A 16,377-nucleotide genomic window follows, 5' to 3' on the forward strand; every position below is an offset into this window, starting at 1 on the left:
AGCAGCACCTAAATCTCCACCGAAAATTACACCACGAGCGCGGACGCTAACCCAAAATGCCCGAAGACCTTGCGCTAGAATGCAAAAACTCAGCTTTCCAGCATACGCTTTTCGTAAACCGTCTTGATCGCGCGGCCATCCCACACATAGCAAAGGTGCCGCTCCTGTCGGAAATTTGCCAACAGTCTAGGCCGAAACACAGCGGCACATTCGCCGTCAGGATCGCGGACGCTTTCATAGACCATCCCGTCCGACCCTCCATCGCGCAAGGTCCGCGCGGTTTCCTGAGACACGGCATAGCTGCTCGGATGGTACAGTGCTGGCAGCGCCTCTCGCTGCCCGCGGATGTCATGCAAGGTGGCATCAATATCCACAGCATAAACCCGCATGTCGAGTTCCTGCGCCGGTTCGTCGGTGGCCTCAAGGAAATGCGTGCGGTGATGGCGGGTCTCGGCGATTTCGGTTGCCAGTGTTCGTCCGGCATAGAAGACGCCGTAGCTGCCGTCGGTGAAGCGGTCGCCGACCGGATTGAGGTGGGTGAACGCCGCCATGATCGGCGTGGAACCGCGGCCTGAGACACGGTCTTCAGGCGGCACGAGCGACAGCTCGCCTGCCTCGTCGCGCAGGCGGTCGTTGGTCATCGCCTCGATGGCATAGACCGCTTCGAGATCGGCAGGATCGGCAACCGCCTCGAACAGCGAGATCGGGGGAAATCTGCTGGGGATGATTCGGTAGCAGGGCGTCCAGCGGACTTCAGACGTGGGAATGTCCACGGGTCAGCCGCGCTGCCCGTCAACATACTGACGCACGACATAGAGGTCGGCGACATTGCCCGACATCATCCGGTCAAGCGCCGAGGCGCCGCCGAAAACTTGCGCCTTGTTGGGTTTGCGCACCCACTCATCGGCCGTCTTGGGCAGCAGGATTTGCAGGCCTTTGTAGATGCCCATGACATAGGAAATTCGCTCCAGCGCATCCTTGGGCAGCGCCGCGACCACACCGCGCTTCCATGACTGAAAGGTCGAACGACTTTCCAGACCGAGCAAGCGCATTTGCTCCTGCTCTTTCAGGCCCCAGGCATCAGCAATGCGGAAAAACGTCCGCAGGGCCGGCCCCGTCAGATCCTTGCGATCAAGTCCCTTTGCAGGCGCTTTGGCTGCAGCTTGGATACCCATGTCGGCACATCCTTTCATGGCTTCATATGCTCATATTCTGCACAAAAGTCAATATGAGAGCTGATATTGCACATTTCTACCTGTGTGCTTCAGCGAGAGCCCTCTGCTGTTGCCCGTCCGCTGTCCAAGGCGACGACGCCACTCTATCAGCCAGTGGCTGCGTGAGAGGGATGATTGCTGCTGCGTTCCACGCAGTGATCCGGCGGGGAGGAGGCCTCCGACTTTTGGTCGATGAAAACGGAGATTGCGGACTGACGTTCGTTCTCCGGTGGCGCGAAAACCACCCCTGTTTGTCGCCTGTCTGCGGGTCTCGTCACGCCTAATGCCGTCAACCCCGTGCGGGGTTCGCCCTTCGCTGACGCTGCGGTGACGGCGGCTCCCGGCCCCTTCTTTTGGCGCCATCGGGGATGGTCCCCGACCACCTTTAGGAGAAACGACATGGCTACCATCGCAAACCTCACTGTGAAGTCCGACGACAGCTTCGAAGGCAACCTCGCAACGCTGACCGTCTCCGCACCGATCGCCATCATCCCCAACAACCGCAAGACCAAGGACAGCGAACCCGACTACCGCATCGTCAGCCGCAAGAACGGCTTCGAACTGGGCGCAGGTTGGAAGCGCTTCTCGCAGAACACCGGCGCCGAATATGTCTCGGTCTCGCTCTCGGCTCCCGAATTTGGCACGATTTACGGCAATATCGCCAACGCGCCGGGCGATGATCCATCGAAGAAGGTCATCATCTGGAACCCGCCGAGCTGAAGCACCAGCGACGGCCCCGCCTCCGGGCGGGGCCATAGCATTTGTCAGCAATTCATCGCGCATCAGTTGAGACAAAATGACGGGCGTGCGTGAAAATCTCACTCTTCAACGCACGCCCGCCTCCATCGTGCGCCCAAAGCACGCACGCGGTCGGTCCATATGACGGCCGACCTGGTGGGCTTCTTGCGGGTTCGCCGCCATGCCCACCGCCATGCTCGATCCGCCCCTCAGTGCGGCGTCTCCCATGGTCCCCGCGCTTATCGGGTCCGGGTCCCCATTCTCTCATTCCGCGTTGGGCGTGGCCAGACGGCCAAGACTGTCTATCTCCGCAATGCGCTGAAACTCGGTCAGGTATTCCGCGCGGTGAACCGAGAGCCAACGGACGATGCGCGCGTTTGCCAACAGCTTTCCGAGATAGCCCCGCGCGAAGGTCAAATGGAGGTTGTCGATGCCGTAGGTTTCCTCGACCGATTTGACCTGCGTTTGCAGAGCGGCAAGCTCGCGCTCCATCCGGCTGATCTGCTGGCTGGTCGGGCCAGTCACGTCGGGCTTGCGCGCCTTCTTGCCTGCGGGAACCAGCTGCTCTTCGGTCGTCGCCGCGAGCAGCGCGCGTGCGAACATCAGCGAGAAATTGTTCTGCCCGATCATCAGGTCCGCTGCCTCAATCTGCCGCAGCGCTGTCATGCGTCGCAGCAGATCGAACACCTTCATCGAGCAATTGGTATCCTTGAGGGCATCGGCTGCCTCGGTGCAGATGCCATCGAGCAGGCGGAAGCGCGCGCGGATCGACTGCACTTCGAGACCGAGCGCGTCGGCGATGACGGCTTCGGTCACCCCGCGCTCGATGGCGCGCACGATCATCCGATGTTCCTGAACCGGTGGGAGGCGGTTGACGCGCTTGTTGTAGGTGTAAGTCTCATCGTCATTGGCGACGAGGCACTCAACCGTCGGAATTTCGAGCTGGCGCAAGGCTTCGACCCGCAGATGCCCATCGAGCAGGAAATACTTGCCCGCATTCTTGGGATCGGGCGCGACTGCGGGAGCTTCGACAATCCCGATCGCCTTGATCGAACTAAGGATCTGGGCGAACTTTTTGCTCTCGCGCACGCCCTGCTGGAGTATCTTCAACGGAACGAGCTGATCGAGTGCGACGGTGACGGTCTCGCGTTCAAAGCCGAGCCGGACACGGTGATCCGAGCCGGGTTCCATGTCTGGTGTGTTGGGTTCGGACCAGTCAGTCATCGCTCTCACCTGCAATTCGCATGGCAAGCGCGCGCGGCATCGTCTCGAGCGCCTCGGCACGCAGCAAGGTCAGAAATCCGTCGTCGCCCAGCAGATCCTTGATGGCCTCGACGATGAACAGCAGCCGGGTCTGTGTGAAATCGGACTTCTTGACGAGCAGGCGCTGCTTCTCCGATTCCCGCTGGTAAACCTGCATGAGGTCACTCGCGGTCAACTTGCGATTTGCGGAACGCCGACCGAGCTTTCCTGCCGGCATCGATTTGTTGTGCCCGCGCATCCGCAGCTCGAGTAGCCTTCGCACCGAAGCCAGCTTCTTGCCGCGCAGCTTGCCTGTCTCATAGGCATCGAGCAGCAGGTTCTGCGATTCCTCGGATTCCGCGCGGGAGATTTCCATTGCCAGGCTGATCGGGATGAGACCCGTTTCCACCGCCGCAACGAGCCGTTCCTCGCCCCGCTCCAGCAGCGAGACGATCATGCTGACCCATGAACTGCTGACCCCGATTTTTTGCCCGATCTGGGTTTCATTATACCCGCGCCCGCGCAGGGCGCCGATCTCGCGCATCACGTCGATCGGGCGCGGCGTCCGGCGTGCGATGTTCTCGACCAGGCTCATCACCAGACAATCGCTCTCGCTCGCCTCGATGACGACTGCGGGAATTTCCGTCTGGCCCAACATCTGAAATGCTTCGAGCCGGCCTTCGCCGCAGACGAGATCATAGCGAGGCCCGCCCGGACCCTGATGGCGACTCACGGTGATCGGCCGCTTCAATCCGATCGACTCGATGTTGTTCACGATCTCACGGTGCTGACGCTTGTTGCGCGAGCGCGGATTGAGCACGGTAATCTTGGAGACCGGGATCATCTCGATCTGCTGGGGGCGCATAACGGGCATCAAGCAGCCTCCGGAATGGCGACGGGCGCCGTGATGTCATAGAAGAAATCCAGCGTGTCGAAGCGATAGGCGTCGAGGTGCAGGTCGTTATCTTCAGCCAGCCGCAGCCGTTCGCTTGCGACGTCAATTCTCGGGAACAGATAATAGTCAAACGGCGCGCGGTTGTGCATGTCCATGCGCACAACGATGGTAATGTCTGCGAGGTGGCTGGTGTCGAAGCGGATCTTCCACCGCAGGAGGCCGGTCGGTGTCGGTGTGCAGCGCACCAGAACAATGGCGAGGCTGAACTCGCCATTCACGCGGATGCTGTCGCTGGCGAGGTCCTGCCAGGCATCGCTCCCCTGGGCGTGAAGGCCAGTCAATATGTCGCGGACAATGTCAGGGTGCAGGCGGCGGAGCGCCTTGTTGATTGCAACGTAGCGGTAATCGCGCTCCGGCGAAAAACCCACCAGGCTGTAAGCGCGCAGGAGACTGCCAAATCGCAAGCTGAAGGCGCTGCTCGACGGCAATCCTTCGCATTCGTCGATAATGATGCCGGACAGCAGGCCTTTGCTGGCGTAGAGTCCTCGCAAAGCTTCCAGCATCTCCTCGTCGGACAGGCGGAACGAGCGCGCAGCGATAATCGAATGGGCCGCCTCGAACAGCTCCCGTTCAACGATCCCCTCGAATGCGCCCTGTGACCTGATCCACATGTCCGGGGCATTGCGAACCCGCTTCTTCTTCAGCTTGAAAGAACGGCGATTCCAGACATTGTCGCCGACATATTTTTCATTGATCAGGAGCTGGTGGACAGTGCCGCGCGTCCACGGACGCTGGAGGTCGGACAGGATGCCGCGATCATTCAGATCCTCGGCAATCTCGCGTTCAGTTCGTCCGTCATGGACGAAAGCCCGGTATATCTCGTGCACCACGCCGATTTCTTCTGGCGGTCCGGGTGTCAGGATGACGCGGTCGGTCTGGAGACTCTTCTGCTCGCCGCGGCCGAGAACCGCCTTGGTGTTGCCGTGCTCATCTATCAGCGTCCGGCGCAGGCCGAAACCGGCGGGACCGCCCTGGCGATAGCCCTTCTCGATGAGCCGCCCCTGGCCGGCGAAAACCTTGACCGAAAGCTCGCGGCTGTATTCGCCAGCCATGGCGCGCTTGAAGCCCTTGAACATGGTGCTCATCGGTGACCCGTCATTCTCGAACTGTTCGGCGCAATAGGCGATCTGAATTCCGGCCCGGCGACAGATATATTCGTAGTAGGCGCTCTCGTCCGCGTCCTGGAAACGGCCCCAGCGGCTGACATCATAGACCAGGATCATCTCGAAGTCGGCGACGCCTGATTCGACGTCAGCGATCAGTCGCTGCAGTGAGGCGCGGCCATCGATCGAAAGGCCGCTTTTGCCGTCGTCGGCATAGGTACGGACGATTTCGATGCCCCGAGACGCCGCATAGTGGCGGATCGCGTCGGCCTGATTTTCGGTCGAGTATTTCTGATGGTCGGTGGACATCCGGACGTATTCGGCCGCCCGCACGGTGGGCTGCTGTTCGGCGTCGCTTGGCGCGTCTTCTTGATCCCAACTCGCCAATGCGCGCCCCTTTCGAAATCCGGACTGCAGTGGCCAGGGCGGCCAACCGCTGCAGCGCGAAACACGGACCTCTCCGGCATTCCCGCACTCTCAACAGTATATGTGGGAAAGGACCGGAAGATGTTGCCGAAAAAGGGCAGGAAGTTGCCAGCATGGGAAGGCGCGCTCGCCAGCCGCCAGGCCTATGCCGAAGTCATCGCCAATCTGCTGCGCAAGGAACATGGCGATACGCATCGCGCGGTCAAGCAACTGATGCGTCTGACCCATGCGAGTGAGCGGTCCGCCAAGCACTGGATGGCCGCGCAACATGGACCAGACACGGTCTTCTTCTTGCGTTTGGTTGCGACGTCTCCGGTCATCCGGGCGTTCGTCCTGGGCATCATCGAAAGCCAGCAATCGTCTTCGGCGGAGGCTTCCAAAATAGGGCCGGGCATAACATCGTTCGGGCAAGGCCACCGGGAAGAAATGTCTGCGGGCAGATATTGGCCGAATTCTGACACTATAAATGACCCTGAAAGTGGCCCTGTAAATGACCCAATAACGAGCGGGCTCAATGAGCGTCAGCGCTGGATACTCGACCGAGTCGCGCGCGGTTTATCGACGAGGGCGCGCGATGTTGCCGCGCATTGGCGGGTGAGCATCAAGTCGGCGCGGCGCGATCTTGCCGGACTGTGCGCCTGCAATCTCCTGCACTTTGTCGGTGCCCGGAAAAATGGACGCTATCACCTCGTTCGCGCGTGAACGCCGATGATGCCGGTAGGCCCATGCCTGGCGCGCGGAAGGCAACGATAGATCGCTGTCCTTTCGGCGGGTCTGTAGTTAAGATCGATGCCATGAAACGTGACATGGATCTGGTCCGCAACCTGCTGCTGGAGATCGAGGACGGTCGGCGCGCATTCGATTTGTTGACGCCGGAGATCGCCGAGATACTCGGCGAAGATGGTGCAGGCAAAATGCCGCGCGAGCAGGCTGAGCTGATCGAATACCATCTGGCTCTGCTGGACGAGGCGGGTCTCATCACGATTCAGGCGAAGCTGTCCGGTGCGGTCTGGCAGATCGGTCAGATTACCTGGGCCGGCCATGACTTCCTCGACACCATCCGCGACCCTGCCATCTGGCGCGAGACAAAGGCCGGGGCCAAACAGGCTGGCGGTTTCAGCATCGAACTCCTGAAGGCGCTCGCCAAAGGGCTGATCAAGAAGAAGATTGAGCAGCACACCGGCGTTGAGCTGGACCTGTAGTCGCGGTGGCGGTGGGCCGGTCATCAGACACGCCTGAACTTCAGTGATGCTGTTTGCCTTTGTCCAAGAACTCATCGAATGACGCGTAGCAGCGATGTCCCTCCGCATTCCGCATCCGGCCCAGCCGGGTGCGCGTAATTCTTTGTTGAAGGTAGGCGCAGACGCTGCCGAACCGATCATCCGGGATGAGTTCGAGCTTCGAGCCAAACTCTTTCGTGATGTTTGCATAGATCACCGCGGGCCGAAATTTTTCGGTACGATGCGGAGCCCACGAGGCGAATTCATTATACTGCTTCGCGAGATACTTCGTGTACCGTACCATATCGCGATCAGCACCGATGGTCCCTGCAAGGGGGGCCATCGTGACACGGGACCGCGGCTGACGAATGCTGACATTGGAGCCAGCGCCGACAATGACCACGGTGCCCTTGTTGTCGGGGATTGTGATGCGGTCCATCGCATCAAGAAGGCGCTTTGCTGAAAACCTGTCCGCTGTCCTCTCTGGACGGCCAGCCAACTGCTCGTGCTCCTGCTTCATCGCGAGGAGCTTGGCCACGGAGAATTCAATCGTGTCTGAGTCGATCAGCTTGTGATGACGACGACATAGCAGGATGAGGTTCTCGTAGCCGTGCCGCTCCACATCGGTTTGGTCGGGATCATAGCGTTCACCACCTGCTTTGCTGGCGCGAATATGGCAGATTTCGCCCATGTTGATGCCGGCCATCCCTGGGCTGTCTTCGATGATGAGCGCAGTACAGCCGGAAAAGGCACAGCGATTGCCCGACATGGCGTAGAGGCGTTGAATGGCCCGGATCGAAGGCTTCGGCATTGGCCTTGCTCGCTATTCAGATCTCGATGGGGACCTCGACCAGCACGGGGACCAACGCGGAAATTGGCGTGTGAAGGTCGACTTCAACGCCCGGCGTCTCAAGGCTGATCACAAGCGCGTAGCGCGCCTCTTGGTCATATCTTCCGAGCGATTTGCGCTCTCGCCACCATCCCGAGATCGGATGGACATATAGAGCATTGCGGGCGGCAAGTTCGACAGCAGGCCCCTCCCAGATGTCGACATGCAGCGAACCCGACGAGATCTGCTTTTCGCCAAATAGCCAGCCGTCGTTCGTTTCATTGACCGCGCGCGGAGCGTCTTTGTCGTATCCTTCGGCATTGTTGCGGCGATTGAAGTTCCCAATCGTCTCACGTGAGCGTTTGAGATCGAAACGTAGGCCGAAGGACTGGTAGCGTGCCGGGTCCAGATTGGTGGCAAAGCTGGGGTTGGGTTCCACGAAATAGGAGAGGGCAACTTTTAAACTCACCCGAGTGTTGTCGAGCGCCTCAAGCACATCCTGGGGCCAGGGGAGCTGATAGATATGCGACTCGTTGAATCGCACGCTGCTGCCTTCCATGCGGAACGGACGTATCGTGTTTTGTGCGACCAGGGCGAGATCATCGATGGCCGACGCCATCGCACGCCCCAGATCGGGGATACCGTAACCGAACCGCCTGAGGCAGTCGGCCTTTTCTCGCTTTGTCGCGCACTGCGCGACGAGTTGATCCATGTGCCCGGTCCAACGGGCACTATGCACCATCAGCGCACGGATCGTTTCCGGCCAGTAATGCGGGTAGGCCGCAGTCAGCTGAGCTGCCATTCGGGCCGCCTGAGCGGTTGCGGCACTTGTCGCCCAAAATGCGTCCAGCGGCTTCTGGGCGACGAGGCGGGAGGCCGTAAGGAGGGAAAGGGAATCGAGTCCCGCTACCGCTTCCGCACCGCACGGGCTGAGCGCCCTGTTCCCGGCCTCGAAGACGAGTTCGGGTTTGAACGGAGATTGGCTGGTGTCCCAGAGGAAGGATGTCCGGCTGTAAGGACTGACGGCACCAACCGGTGCCATCGTGGTCCAACCGTCGTAGCCTGCCTCGCCGATCGCGGTCTTGTCCGTATATCCGCCGATCGTGAGGGCATTCCACGCCTGGGACGGGTCTTCTGCCGGGAAAGCATCAGCATCTGCGATTTCGGCGGCAATGGAATTGTCGGGAATATTACCAGCAGAGAGCAGTATCAGCCGCCGAGGCGACGGATTTTCGTCATCGTCCGACTCCGCTCCGGCCGCCGCCTGGTCGATGGCCGCGCTCCACGCCGTCGCGTCTGATCCGCTGCGCCCCTCGTTGGTGACCGCCATGCAGAAAACACGGTCACGATCCGGGTTGTTGATCTCCGCGAGCAGAATGGCGCTTTGGGTGATCGGTCCATAGGAATGGGGATCATTGTCCGGCACACCGGGAGGGGGCAGAATCTTGACTGATTCCAGACGGTGGGTGAGCTCGACTGGCTGATCGCTCGCGAGTGGACCGACAAGATCCCCATGCAAGGCAAGACCCGCCATGCCGGTCCCATGGCCAGCGCCGTGTTCGTGATCGTCTCCGCCCCAGGCCGTGTCGATCGCCATCAGATTTTCTGTCGACAAAGCGGGTTCTATCAGGGGATGCGCCCGATTGACCCCTGTGTCGAGCAGGCAGACCGCCGGCGCGTCATTGCCGGGCCAGGTTACACGCTCTGCGAGATCATCGATAAATGCAGGAACGTCGTCCTTCAGGTCCCGGGTAAACACCAGCGGGCTGTCGCTCGCGCGACGCAGCTCCGAAATGCCTGCGGTTGCGAACAGCAACATCTCGATTGATGCGCGCCGTCCGTATGCCGGGATCACCGTCGTCTCCGGAAAACGCAGAAAGGTGTCGGGGTTGCCGACATGCAGCCCCAAAACCGCGGCGCTGCCCAGAACTCTGTCGATGCGATCGTTGAAGCACCAGAGCGCCCACCACATCTGCGCTTGGGGGTCTTCCGGCAATGCCTCGGGAGCGTCGCGCCAGAAACTTTGCAGGCGTGCCGCGCGAATGTGCTCGATCGGTTCGACCCGGGTCTTCTTGGGCGGCGAACCCTTTTCGCTCAGTTCCCCGTTTGTGTAGTCCTCAAAGACTTGGGAAAAGGCATCGCGCATGTCATCCGGGACAAACAGGGCAATGCGGCGCACGCCGTTCTCGTCGACGATTTCGGCCGCTTGCCGTGTGCCTTCCCTTTGCCGTTCAAGGTTGGTGGCGCCGGTGCCCCGATTGAGTTCAACCTCAATGAAAACGCCGCCAGCAGGCTCAAGGTCCACTGGCTGTTCGGGCAGGCCGCGCTGTCCGGCCTCAGCTTCCGCAAAGGCATTGCCAATTTCCGCGATGAGGCGGAGACCGTGATCCGCACGCACTCTGTTTAGCGCGCGCTGCCGTGCGTTGCTGCCTGGCGACTTGAAGGTACGTCGCTGGGCAAGCGGAGTGATATCGATGTGCGGTCGGTTGTGTTCGCTCACAGGACTCAGAGCTTCACCGCAAACGCCGTTCGCATAGCCTGGCGCTCAGTGAGCTTGGCGACGACCTCCTGGGTGGTCGTCTGCTTCCTCTGCTCGAGGATCGCGGTCTTGACGACTTCATCCGCAGCGCGGGCGACTTCGGCCTGGCTAAGCCCACGCGCCGCCTGCTCGATCGCGGCCCATCCTGCGCGCTGGAACTTGAGGGGTTTTAGGTTGGCCTTGATCACCGCGCGAATCTGCGCTGCGGTCGGCATCTCAAATTCGAGCACGTCGTCGAACCTGCGGAGGAGCGCCCGGTCCAGCAGCTCCGGATGATTGGTGGCTGCGATGATCGGGCTGTCCGTCGAGGTTTTCTCTTCCATGAACTGGAGGAAGCTGTTGAGGACGCGACGCATTTCAGCGACGTCGTTGGTCGCGGTGCGATGACCGCCGACAGCGTCGAATTCATCGAACAAATAGACCCCGCGCCGACGCCGGGTCTCATCGAAAACCAGACGCAGTTTTGCTGCGGTCTCACCCATATAACGGGTGATCAGTGTTTCGAGTCGAATGATAAAGAGCGGAAGCTTCAGCTCACCTGCGATCGCCTCTGCCGTCATGGTCTTGCCGGATCCCGGGGGGCCGACGAACAGCAGGCTTCTTGACGGAACCTTGCCATGTTCGCGCAGCCAATCGCGTTTGCGCTGCTGCAAGAGCATCCCATTGAGCCGCTCGGACACCGACGCGCTCAGAACAACGTCCTGAAGATCAACCACAGGATCGCGATAGTCTAGCAGTCCTTCGAGATCGCCGCGCGGGGCAGCAAAAGATACGGGAATAGACGCCTTGACCCCGCCCGCGCCGCGCGCGGCATCGACTGCGGAACGAAGTTCATTCGCAGTGTCACGGTGCCCTTGACGGGCTTCCGATGCGGCAACTTGCAAGGCAATAGAATAGAACTGCGCGTCGTCACCTTCCGCGCGACTGCGTAACATCGCCAGTATTTGCTTGGCGTTTGACATCTACTCTACTTTCCATCCCCTCGCGTCGCAAACCTGTGACGCGAACAGCGATACGTTATGCTTCCTGAAAATTGAAGCGCGATTGTTGTCCCGGGGCCATCCGACCGCCTTGGCTGGGCTCATGCCGCAGCACTTCGAACGCCCTTCGCCGGTGTCTGTCTCTTGCCGGTCGGCGTGAGGCGGCCGCCAACACCCTCCCGCGGGGCGAGGCTGCGCAGGTTGCGGAGGGTTTCCAATTCCTCTGGATGGCGGTCCAGAATCTCGATCAAGCCGACTGCGGCTTCGCTGGGCGGTGTGGCCCCGCTTTCATACTTCTGGAATGCGCGCCGTCCGCCACCGATAATCCGGCCTGCCTCTTCCTGGGTGAGGCCGAGCTTCTTGCGAACAGCCTTGACGCGCGCCGCGTAAGCCGTTCGCAGTTCGAGATGGGCCTGATCCAGAGCCTGCAGCTCCGCCCCTGAATGGATGGAATCACTATCGTCCTCGGGATACCAGCCCGGCACCTCGACTTCACGCGACATCGACCCAACGCTGACCGTCTGCAAACGAGCGTCGCGGCGGAGGACCTGGCCGGTCTCGGGATGAATCCGTGGCTGCGTCACCTTCAATCCTTCTCGAACAACGTCAGCACGACATCGATCAGGGTCTTCCCATTCGCAATACACCTTTAAGGTTAATTTTCAACAGCGGCATGCGATCTGACCGGCCGCAATGCTTCAGCGCCCTCGGCCAGCAGTCGGGCGATTTCGTCCGACGTCTTGCGAACCGCCAGCTTCAGCGCCTCATCAATATGGATGTAGTCCTGGGTGACGTTCTGCGAAGCATGCCCAAGCATGGCCCGTATCGTCAGTTCCGTGAATCCGAGCTCGCCCGCGATGCTGCCGAAAGTGTGGCGAAGGGTATGAAGTGTTGCGCCCTCAATTCCCGCCCACTGGCAAACTCTCCGGAAACAGGCTGGTGCAGCCTGGTATGCGCCAGCGCCCGTCATTGACGGGAACACGTAGGGGTTACCAACGATCTCGGGTTGAGCGAGAACGACCTTCAGTGCTTCTGGGCCGATCGAGCGGACCTGAGCATCGGTTTTGGTATCCGGGAAGGAGACAAACCCGCCCTCCGCATGCACCCAGGCGCGCTTCATCGACTGCGCCTCTTCCCGTCTGTATCCTGTCAGCGCAAGTGTCCGTACCACCGCAAGTGCTGTCGGATTTTCGCCATTACGTTCGGCATAGGCGATGGCTTTACCGAACGCGACGAGTTCGGCAGTGCTGAGCCGTCTCGTTTTCTTGTTGATTGCGAGTTTCTTGGCTCCTCTGGTTGGGTGCTCCGCAATCAGCCCCTTGTGCTTGGCGTGACCCAAAATGGCTTGCAGCGACCCGAGGCACCGCGACGCGACGCCAGGTCCGCCAGCGGGCCGCCCACCACGGCCGTTACCCCTAGCCTTGGCGGTTTTACCGTCTCGGACATCAGCCTGCATCTGCTCGACATCCGCGATCGTCAGCCTTTTCGCCATGCGATGGCCAAGAATCGGTTTGATGTGAGTGTTGATCCTGCTCTCATCCATCGCGAGCGAGGAGGCTTTGATTGGACGGTTCTTGCGGCCAAGAATGTTGCCGGCGCGGGCTTCAACCAGATACCAGTCACAGATCTCGGCGACGGTCATGCCACTGCGGGCCTGATGAATTGCCTCTGCTGGGTCCTGACCACCAGCAACTTCGCCAAGCTTGATCTTCGCCAGATCCCGAGCCTGCTCCGTCGTTATGACGCCATAACGGCCAAGATTGATGCGCCGCTTGATCCCTTCGATGTTGCGGTACTGAACGATGAAGGTCTTGAGCCCCGATGGCAGCGCCCGCAAGCCGAAGCCCCGGATCTCGCTGTCCCACAGGACTGCCTGTTTATCTTTAGGCGGCGCGAATGCGTCCACATTGCGCTTGTTCAACTTCGCTGTCGGCATATTTGACCCTCCATTTGGAGACAAAGATTTCAGGGGGGTGCTTTGTCTCCATTTTGTCTCCAGATTTAAGCGTTTCGAGGGTATTATGGGCGGAGACAATCGTAAAGGGTAACATAATAAATATCTGATTTAGCGTAGATAATCGTACTTGGGAAAGTTTGGGAAAAGTGGCCGAAATATTTTGCCAAGGTTGGGGTCGAGGGTTCGAATCCCTTCGCCCGCTCCATTTTTCCGATGTTTCGCAGTGATATAGCATCAGGCTTCGGCCTGATCGCTGCTGCGCATGCGCGCCGCTCAGTCCTTGCGCTCGGGCAGCGTCTTGCGCCTGGTCGAGGCCAGGTCCTCCAGCTCCTTTTCGGACATCGATTCCTCCATCTGCTTCGATGCGCCCTTGAGGCTGTTCCTGGGCGCGTCCCCGCGCCTGTCCGCGAGCGCAGCCCCCGCCGCCTTCTGCTGCGCCTTGGATCTTGCAGGCATGGTCGTTTGCTCCTCGATGGACGAACAACGATGCGCCGCGATGGGGCGGGGGGCTTTAACTTAGGATGTGCGGGGGGTGGTGACGGGCGTGGCGCACGGTTCGAGCCTACTGTGAAGTTCATTTATACATTATTAAATGAGTTTTATTGGCTTCTTTGCAATGGGCAGCCCTGGTGTTATATAAATGGCTCGGTGTATTCTCTAATGCTTGATGCTAGGCTACTCATTTTATGCTAAGGGGGCGGTATTCAAATCGGGAGATTCGAATGGCTTGGGACAGTGGGTTAGACACAGAAAGCGTAACATACAAAATCGCATCGGCGCCTGAACCACGAGTTCGAGTAATTGCCGGGCCCGGAACCGGCAAGTCCTTTGCTATGAAGCGCCGGGTCGCGCGTCTGCTCGAGACAGGCGTTTCTCCCAAAGAGCTCCTAGCTGTAACCTTCACGAGGGTAGCGGCCGAGGATCTTCATCGGGAACTGCAAAAGCTTGCAGTCCCGGGATGCGAGGAGCTTGAGGGGCAGACCCTCCATAGCCTTGCCATGCGCATCTTGTCCCGGAAGCATGTCCTCGAGGCCGTAGGGCGCACCCCCCGGTCGCTAAATACCTTCGAGATGAAGGCACTGATCTGCGACATTGCCGGAGCATGCGGCGGGAAGCGCGCTGCGAAGAAGATGATCCAAGGGTACACGGCTGCCTGGGCTCAGAGCCAAGGGGATGAGCCCGGCTTCCCCAATAACGATGAGGAAAAGGCATTTTCGGCTGCTCTCCTCGCTTGGCTCGAGTTTCATCAAGGCATGCTCATTGGCGAGCTGATTCCGTACCTCGTCCGTTACCTTAAAGATAACCCAGCCGCGGCCGAGCGCTCGGAATTCAAGCACCTACTCGTTGACGAGTATCAGGACCTCAACAAGGCTGAGCAGAGTGCCATTGCCTACCTAGGGGAAGCCGCCGAAATCTGCATCGTGGGCGACGACGACCAGTCGATCTATAGCTTCAAGTGCGCCCATCCCGAGGGCATCCGTGAGTGGAAGGACCTACATGCGGCTTGTGCCGATCTCGAGATGGCCGACTGCCACCGTTGCCCAACTTCCGTAGTCGAGATGGCGAACGCGCTTATCAACGTGAACACTAATCGCGCGCCGCGAGCATTGACCCCCCTCCCTTCGAAGGGCGTGGGTGAGGTCGCCATCGTGCAACTGCCGTATCTCCATAGCGAGGCGACATGGATTGCGGCGAAGATCAAGGAACTTCTCGACAAGGGCGTTCACCCCAGTGAGATAATCATTCTCGTCCAGCGTGCCATTGCCGGAAAACCAATCCTAAACGCCCTCAAGGGCGAAGGCGTCCCCGCCAAGTCGTACTACGAGGAGAGCCAGCTCGATTCAGAGGCTGCGCAGATGCGGTTCTCAGTCTTTAAACTGTTCCTCGACAACGAGGACAGGGTTGCGCTCCGCTACCTTCTTGGATGCAACCGGGCCGATTTTTACTGCAACTCATACGCGCGGGTACGCCAGCATTGCGAGTCGACCGGCGACAGCCCTTGGGTGGCGATGAACAAGCTGTCGGACGGCGTGCTCACAATCGCCCACACCAAGCCGCTGATCGGTCAATTCGCCATCATAAAGGGGGCCCTCGCGGAGCTGGACGGTGTGAAGGACGATCTATCCGCCTTTATTGATGTTCTGCTTCCGGCCACAGATCCGGACGTATCCGAACTGCGTGAGCTAGCATTGGTGCAGAGTGAGGCGGCCCAGACGCCAACGGACCTACTCTCTGGCATGATGAAGGAGATAACCCAGCCCGACATACCGCCAACGGTTGAGGAGGTCCGGCTCATGAGTCTACACAAAAGCAAGGGCCTGAGTTCCCCCTACGTGTTCATTGCCGGGTGCGTGGAAGGTATCCTCCCACCCTCATTCGATGACGCCCCCTCGAAGGCAGCAAAGGACGCTGCGCTCGAGGAGGCCCGCCGGCTTTTCTACGTGGGTATCACGCGCGTGAAGGCAGACCCGGATAATGGCCGACCGGGGAGCCTCTTCATCACCTACGCCCAACAGATGCCTGCCGCAGATGCATATGGGGCCAACGTGGCCTTCAAGACGCAATCGGGGCCGCTGGCGAACCTGCTGCCGAGCCGCTTTATTGGCGAGCTCGGCCCGGCGGCACCTTCTCCGGTAAAGGGGTAGGTGCAATGAGCGGTTCGCAGCTTGACGTCGAATATGAGAACATGGCGGACCGGCACGAGCTTTATGCAAAGTACGGCATCGCGGCAGAAGCAGCTCAGCTCTTGGAGACCGAACTTGGCACGTTGCTGCTGTGCCTGCGCGCCTTGGACGAAGGCTGGCATATTACGCCGAATGGCGATGCCGCTCGAGAAGTACTGGATCAGATTGACCGCAGCACCCTTGGCCGGTTGCTGCACCGCCTAAAGCAGCACATTAAGATTGAGGGGGACTTGGAAGAGAGGTTCTCGTCTGCTCTCGAAGCCAGGAACCGACTGATGCACGGTTTCTTCGAGAGGCACAATTTCAAGATTGAGACCGAGATGGCCGTCGAGCAATGGTCGCGGATATAGACGCTCTGCATGGTGAGTGCTTCGCAGCATGGAGAGTCGCGACCAATTTCACGACAATAATATCAGCAGTTGTGCGTTATGGGGCAGAAAATAGGCCGTCCGGCTAGACTCATTTGCGGTGACGCCCCACCGATCCACCC

General features: G+C 59.9%; 16 protein-coding genes. 5 read left to right on the forward strand and 11 right to left on the reverse strand.

Going from position 1 to position 16,377, the window contains the following annotated elements; all coding sequences use genetic code 11:
- Positions 1-89: 89 nt before the first annotated feature.
- Entirely contained in the window at positions 90-773 is a 684-nt protein-coding gene (locus AX735_RS20345) for an RES family NAD+ phosphorylase (RefSeq protein ID WP_066284183.1), read from the reverse strand.
- 3 nt (positions 774-776) lie between these two features.
- On the reverse strand, positions 777-1,175 hold the full coding sequence (locus AX735_RS20350; protein WP_013831738.1) for an antitoxin Xre-like helix-turn-helix domain-containing protein: 399 nt from the start codon (positions 1,173-1,175) through the stop codon (positions 777-779).
- 438 nt (positions 1,176-1,613) lie between these two features.
- Between AX735_RS20350 and AX735_RS20355 the strand changes: the two genes are divergently transcribed.
- A complete protein-coding gene (locus tag AX735_RS20355; protein ID WP_006966713.1) occupies positions 1,614-1,934 on the forward strand; it encodes a DUF736 domain-containing protein in 321 nt (106 codons plus the stop codon).
- A gap of 282 nt (positions 1,935-2,216) precedes the next feature.
- Here AX735_RS20355 and AX735_RS20360 read toward each other — a convergent pair whose 3' ends face one another.
- Genes AX735_RS20360 through AX735_RS20370 form a run of 3 tightly spaced genes read right to left on the reverse strand, consistent with a single transcriptional unit; the run spans position 2,217 to position 5,561 of the window.
- Positions 2,217-3,176: a plasmid partitioning protein RepB C-terminal domain-containing protein gene (locus AX735_RS20360; RefSeq protein ID WP_066284187.1), complete on the reverse strand. Its 960-nt coding sequence runs from the start codon at positions 3,174-3,176 to the stop codon at positions 2,217-2,219.
- A complete protein-coding gene (locus AX735_RS20365; protein ID WP_066284190.1) occupies positions 3,169-4,068 on the reverse strand; it encodes a plasmid partitioning protein RepB C-terminal domain-containing protein in 900 nt (299 codons plus the stop codon). Before AX735_RS20365 ends, AX735_RS20360 begins: the two co-directional genes overlap by 8 nt.
- Complete coding sequence (locus AX735_RS20370) at positions 4,068-5,561, reverse strand: recombinase family protein (protein WP_066284219.1); 1,494 nt, start codon at positions 5,559-5,561, stop codon at positions 4,068-4,070. The genes AX735_RS20365 and AX735_RS20370 overlap by 1 nt, the downstream gene beginning before the upstream one ends.
- 198 nt (positions 5,562-5,759) lie before the next feature.
- On the opposite strand from AX735_RS20370, the gene AX735_RS20375 reads away from it, so the two are divergent.
- Both AX735_RS20375 and AX735_RS20380 read left to right on the forward strand, forming a co-directional pair.
- Positions 5,760-6,380, forward strand: coding sequence for a hypothetical protein (locus AX735_RS20375; RefSeq protein WP_066284221.1), 621 nt, complete (start codon positions 5,760-5,762; stop codon positions 6,378-6,380).
- 92 nt (positions 6,381-6,472) lie between these two features.
- Entirely contained in the window at positions 6,473-6,880 is a 408-nt protein-coding gene (locus AX735_RS20380) for a DUF2513 domain-containing protein (RefSeq protein WP_066284193.1), read from the forward strand.
- 40 nt (positions 6,881-6,920) lie between these two features.
- On the opposite strand, the gene AX735_RS20385 is transcribed toward AX735_RS20380, so the two are convergent.
- The 6 genes from AX735_RS20385 to AX735_RS20410 all read right to left on the reverse strand — a co-directional run bounded on the left by AX735_RS20385 (position 6,921) and on the right by AX735_RS20410 (position 13,659).
- Positions 6,921-7,709 carry an HNH endonuclease gene (locus AX735_RS20385; protein WP_066284195.1) on the reverse strand — a complete coding sequence of 263 codons (789 nt, stop codon included), beginning with the start codon at positions 7,707-7,709 and terminating at the stop codon, positions 6,921-6,923.
- A 16-nt stretch (positions 7,710-7,725) separates the two neighbouring features.
- Positions 7,726-10,227: a S8 family peptidase gene (locus tag AX735_RS20390; RefSeq protein ID WP_066284199.1), complete on the reverse strand. Its 2,502-nt coding sequence runs from the start codon at positions 10,225-10,227 to the stop codon at positions 7,726-7,728.
- Between the two features lie 5 nt (positions 10,228-10,232).
- On the reverse strand, positions 10,233-11,228 hold the full coding sequence (locus tag AX735_RS20395; RefSeq protein ID WP_066284201.1) for an AAA family ATPase: 996 nt from the start codon (positions 11,226-11,228) through the stop codon (positions 10,233-10,235).
- Positions 11,229-11,347: 119 nt separating this feature from the next.
- Positions 11,348-11,830, reverse strand: a complete 483-nt coding sequence (locus tag AX735_RS20400) for a type II TA system antitoxin MqsA family protein (RefSeq protein WP_013831744.1) — start codon at positions 11,828-11,830, stop codon at positions 11,348-11,350.
- A 71-nt stretch (positions 11,831-11,901) separates the two neighbouring features.
- Positions 11,902-13,182, reverse strand: coding sequence for a tyrosine-type recombinase/integrase (locus AX735_RS20405; protein WP_066284207.1), 1,281 nt, complete (start codon positions 13,180-13,182; stop codon positions 11,902-11,904).
- A gap of 294 nt (positions 13,183-13,476) precedes the next feature.
- Positions 13,477-13,659, reverse strand: a complete 183-nt coding sequence (locus AX735_RS20410) for a DUF3008 family protein (RefSeq protein ID WP_066284210.1) — start codon at positions 13,657-13,659, stop codon at positions 13,477-13,479.
- Positions 13,660-13,925: 266 nt separating this feature from the next.
- Between AX735_RS20410 and AX735_RS20415 the strand changes: the two genes are divergently transcribed.
- A complete protein-coding gene (locus AX735_RS20415) occupies positions 13,926-15,848 on the forward strand; it encodes an ATP-dependent helicase (protein WP_171007874.1) in 1,923 nt (640 codons plus the stop codon).
- Positions 15,849-15,853: 5 nt separating this feature from the next.
- A complete protein-coding gene (locus AX735_RS20420; RefSeq protein ID WP_066284218.1) occupies positions 15,854-16,237 on the forward strand; it encodes a hypothetical protein in 384 nt (127 codons plus the stop codon).
- Positions 16,238-16,377 lie beyond the last annotated feature (140 nt).

Origin of the sequence: Blastomonas sp. CCH1-A6 (genome assembly GCF_001556365.1) — a bacterium.
Taxonomy (GTDB): domain Bacteria; phylum Pseudomonadota; class Alphaproteobacteria; order Sphingomonadales; family Sphingomonadaceae; genus Blastomonas; species Blastomonas ursincola.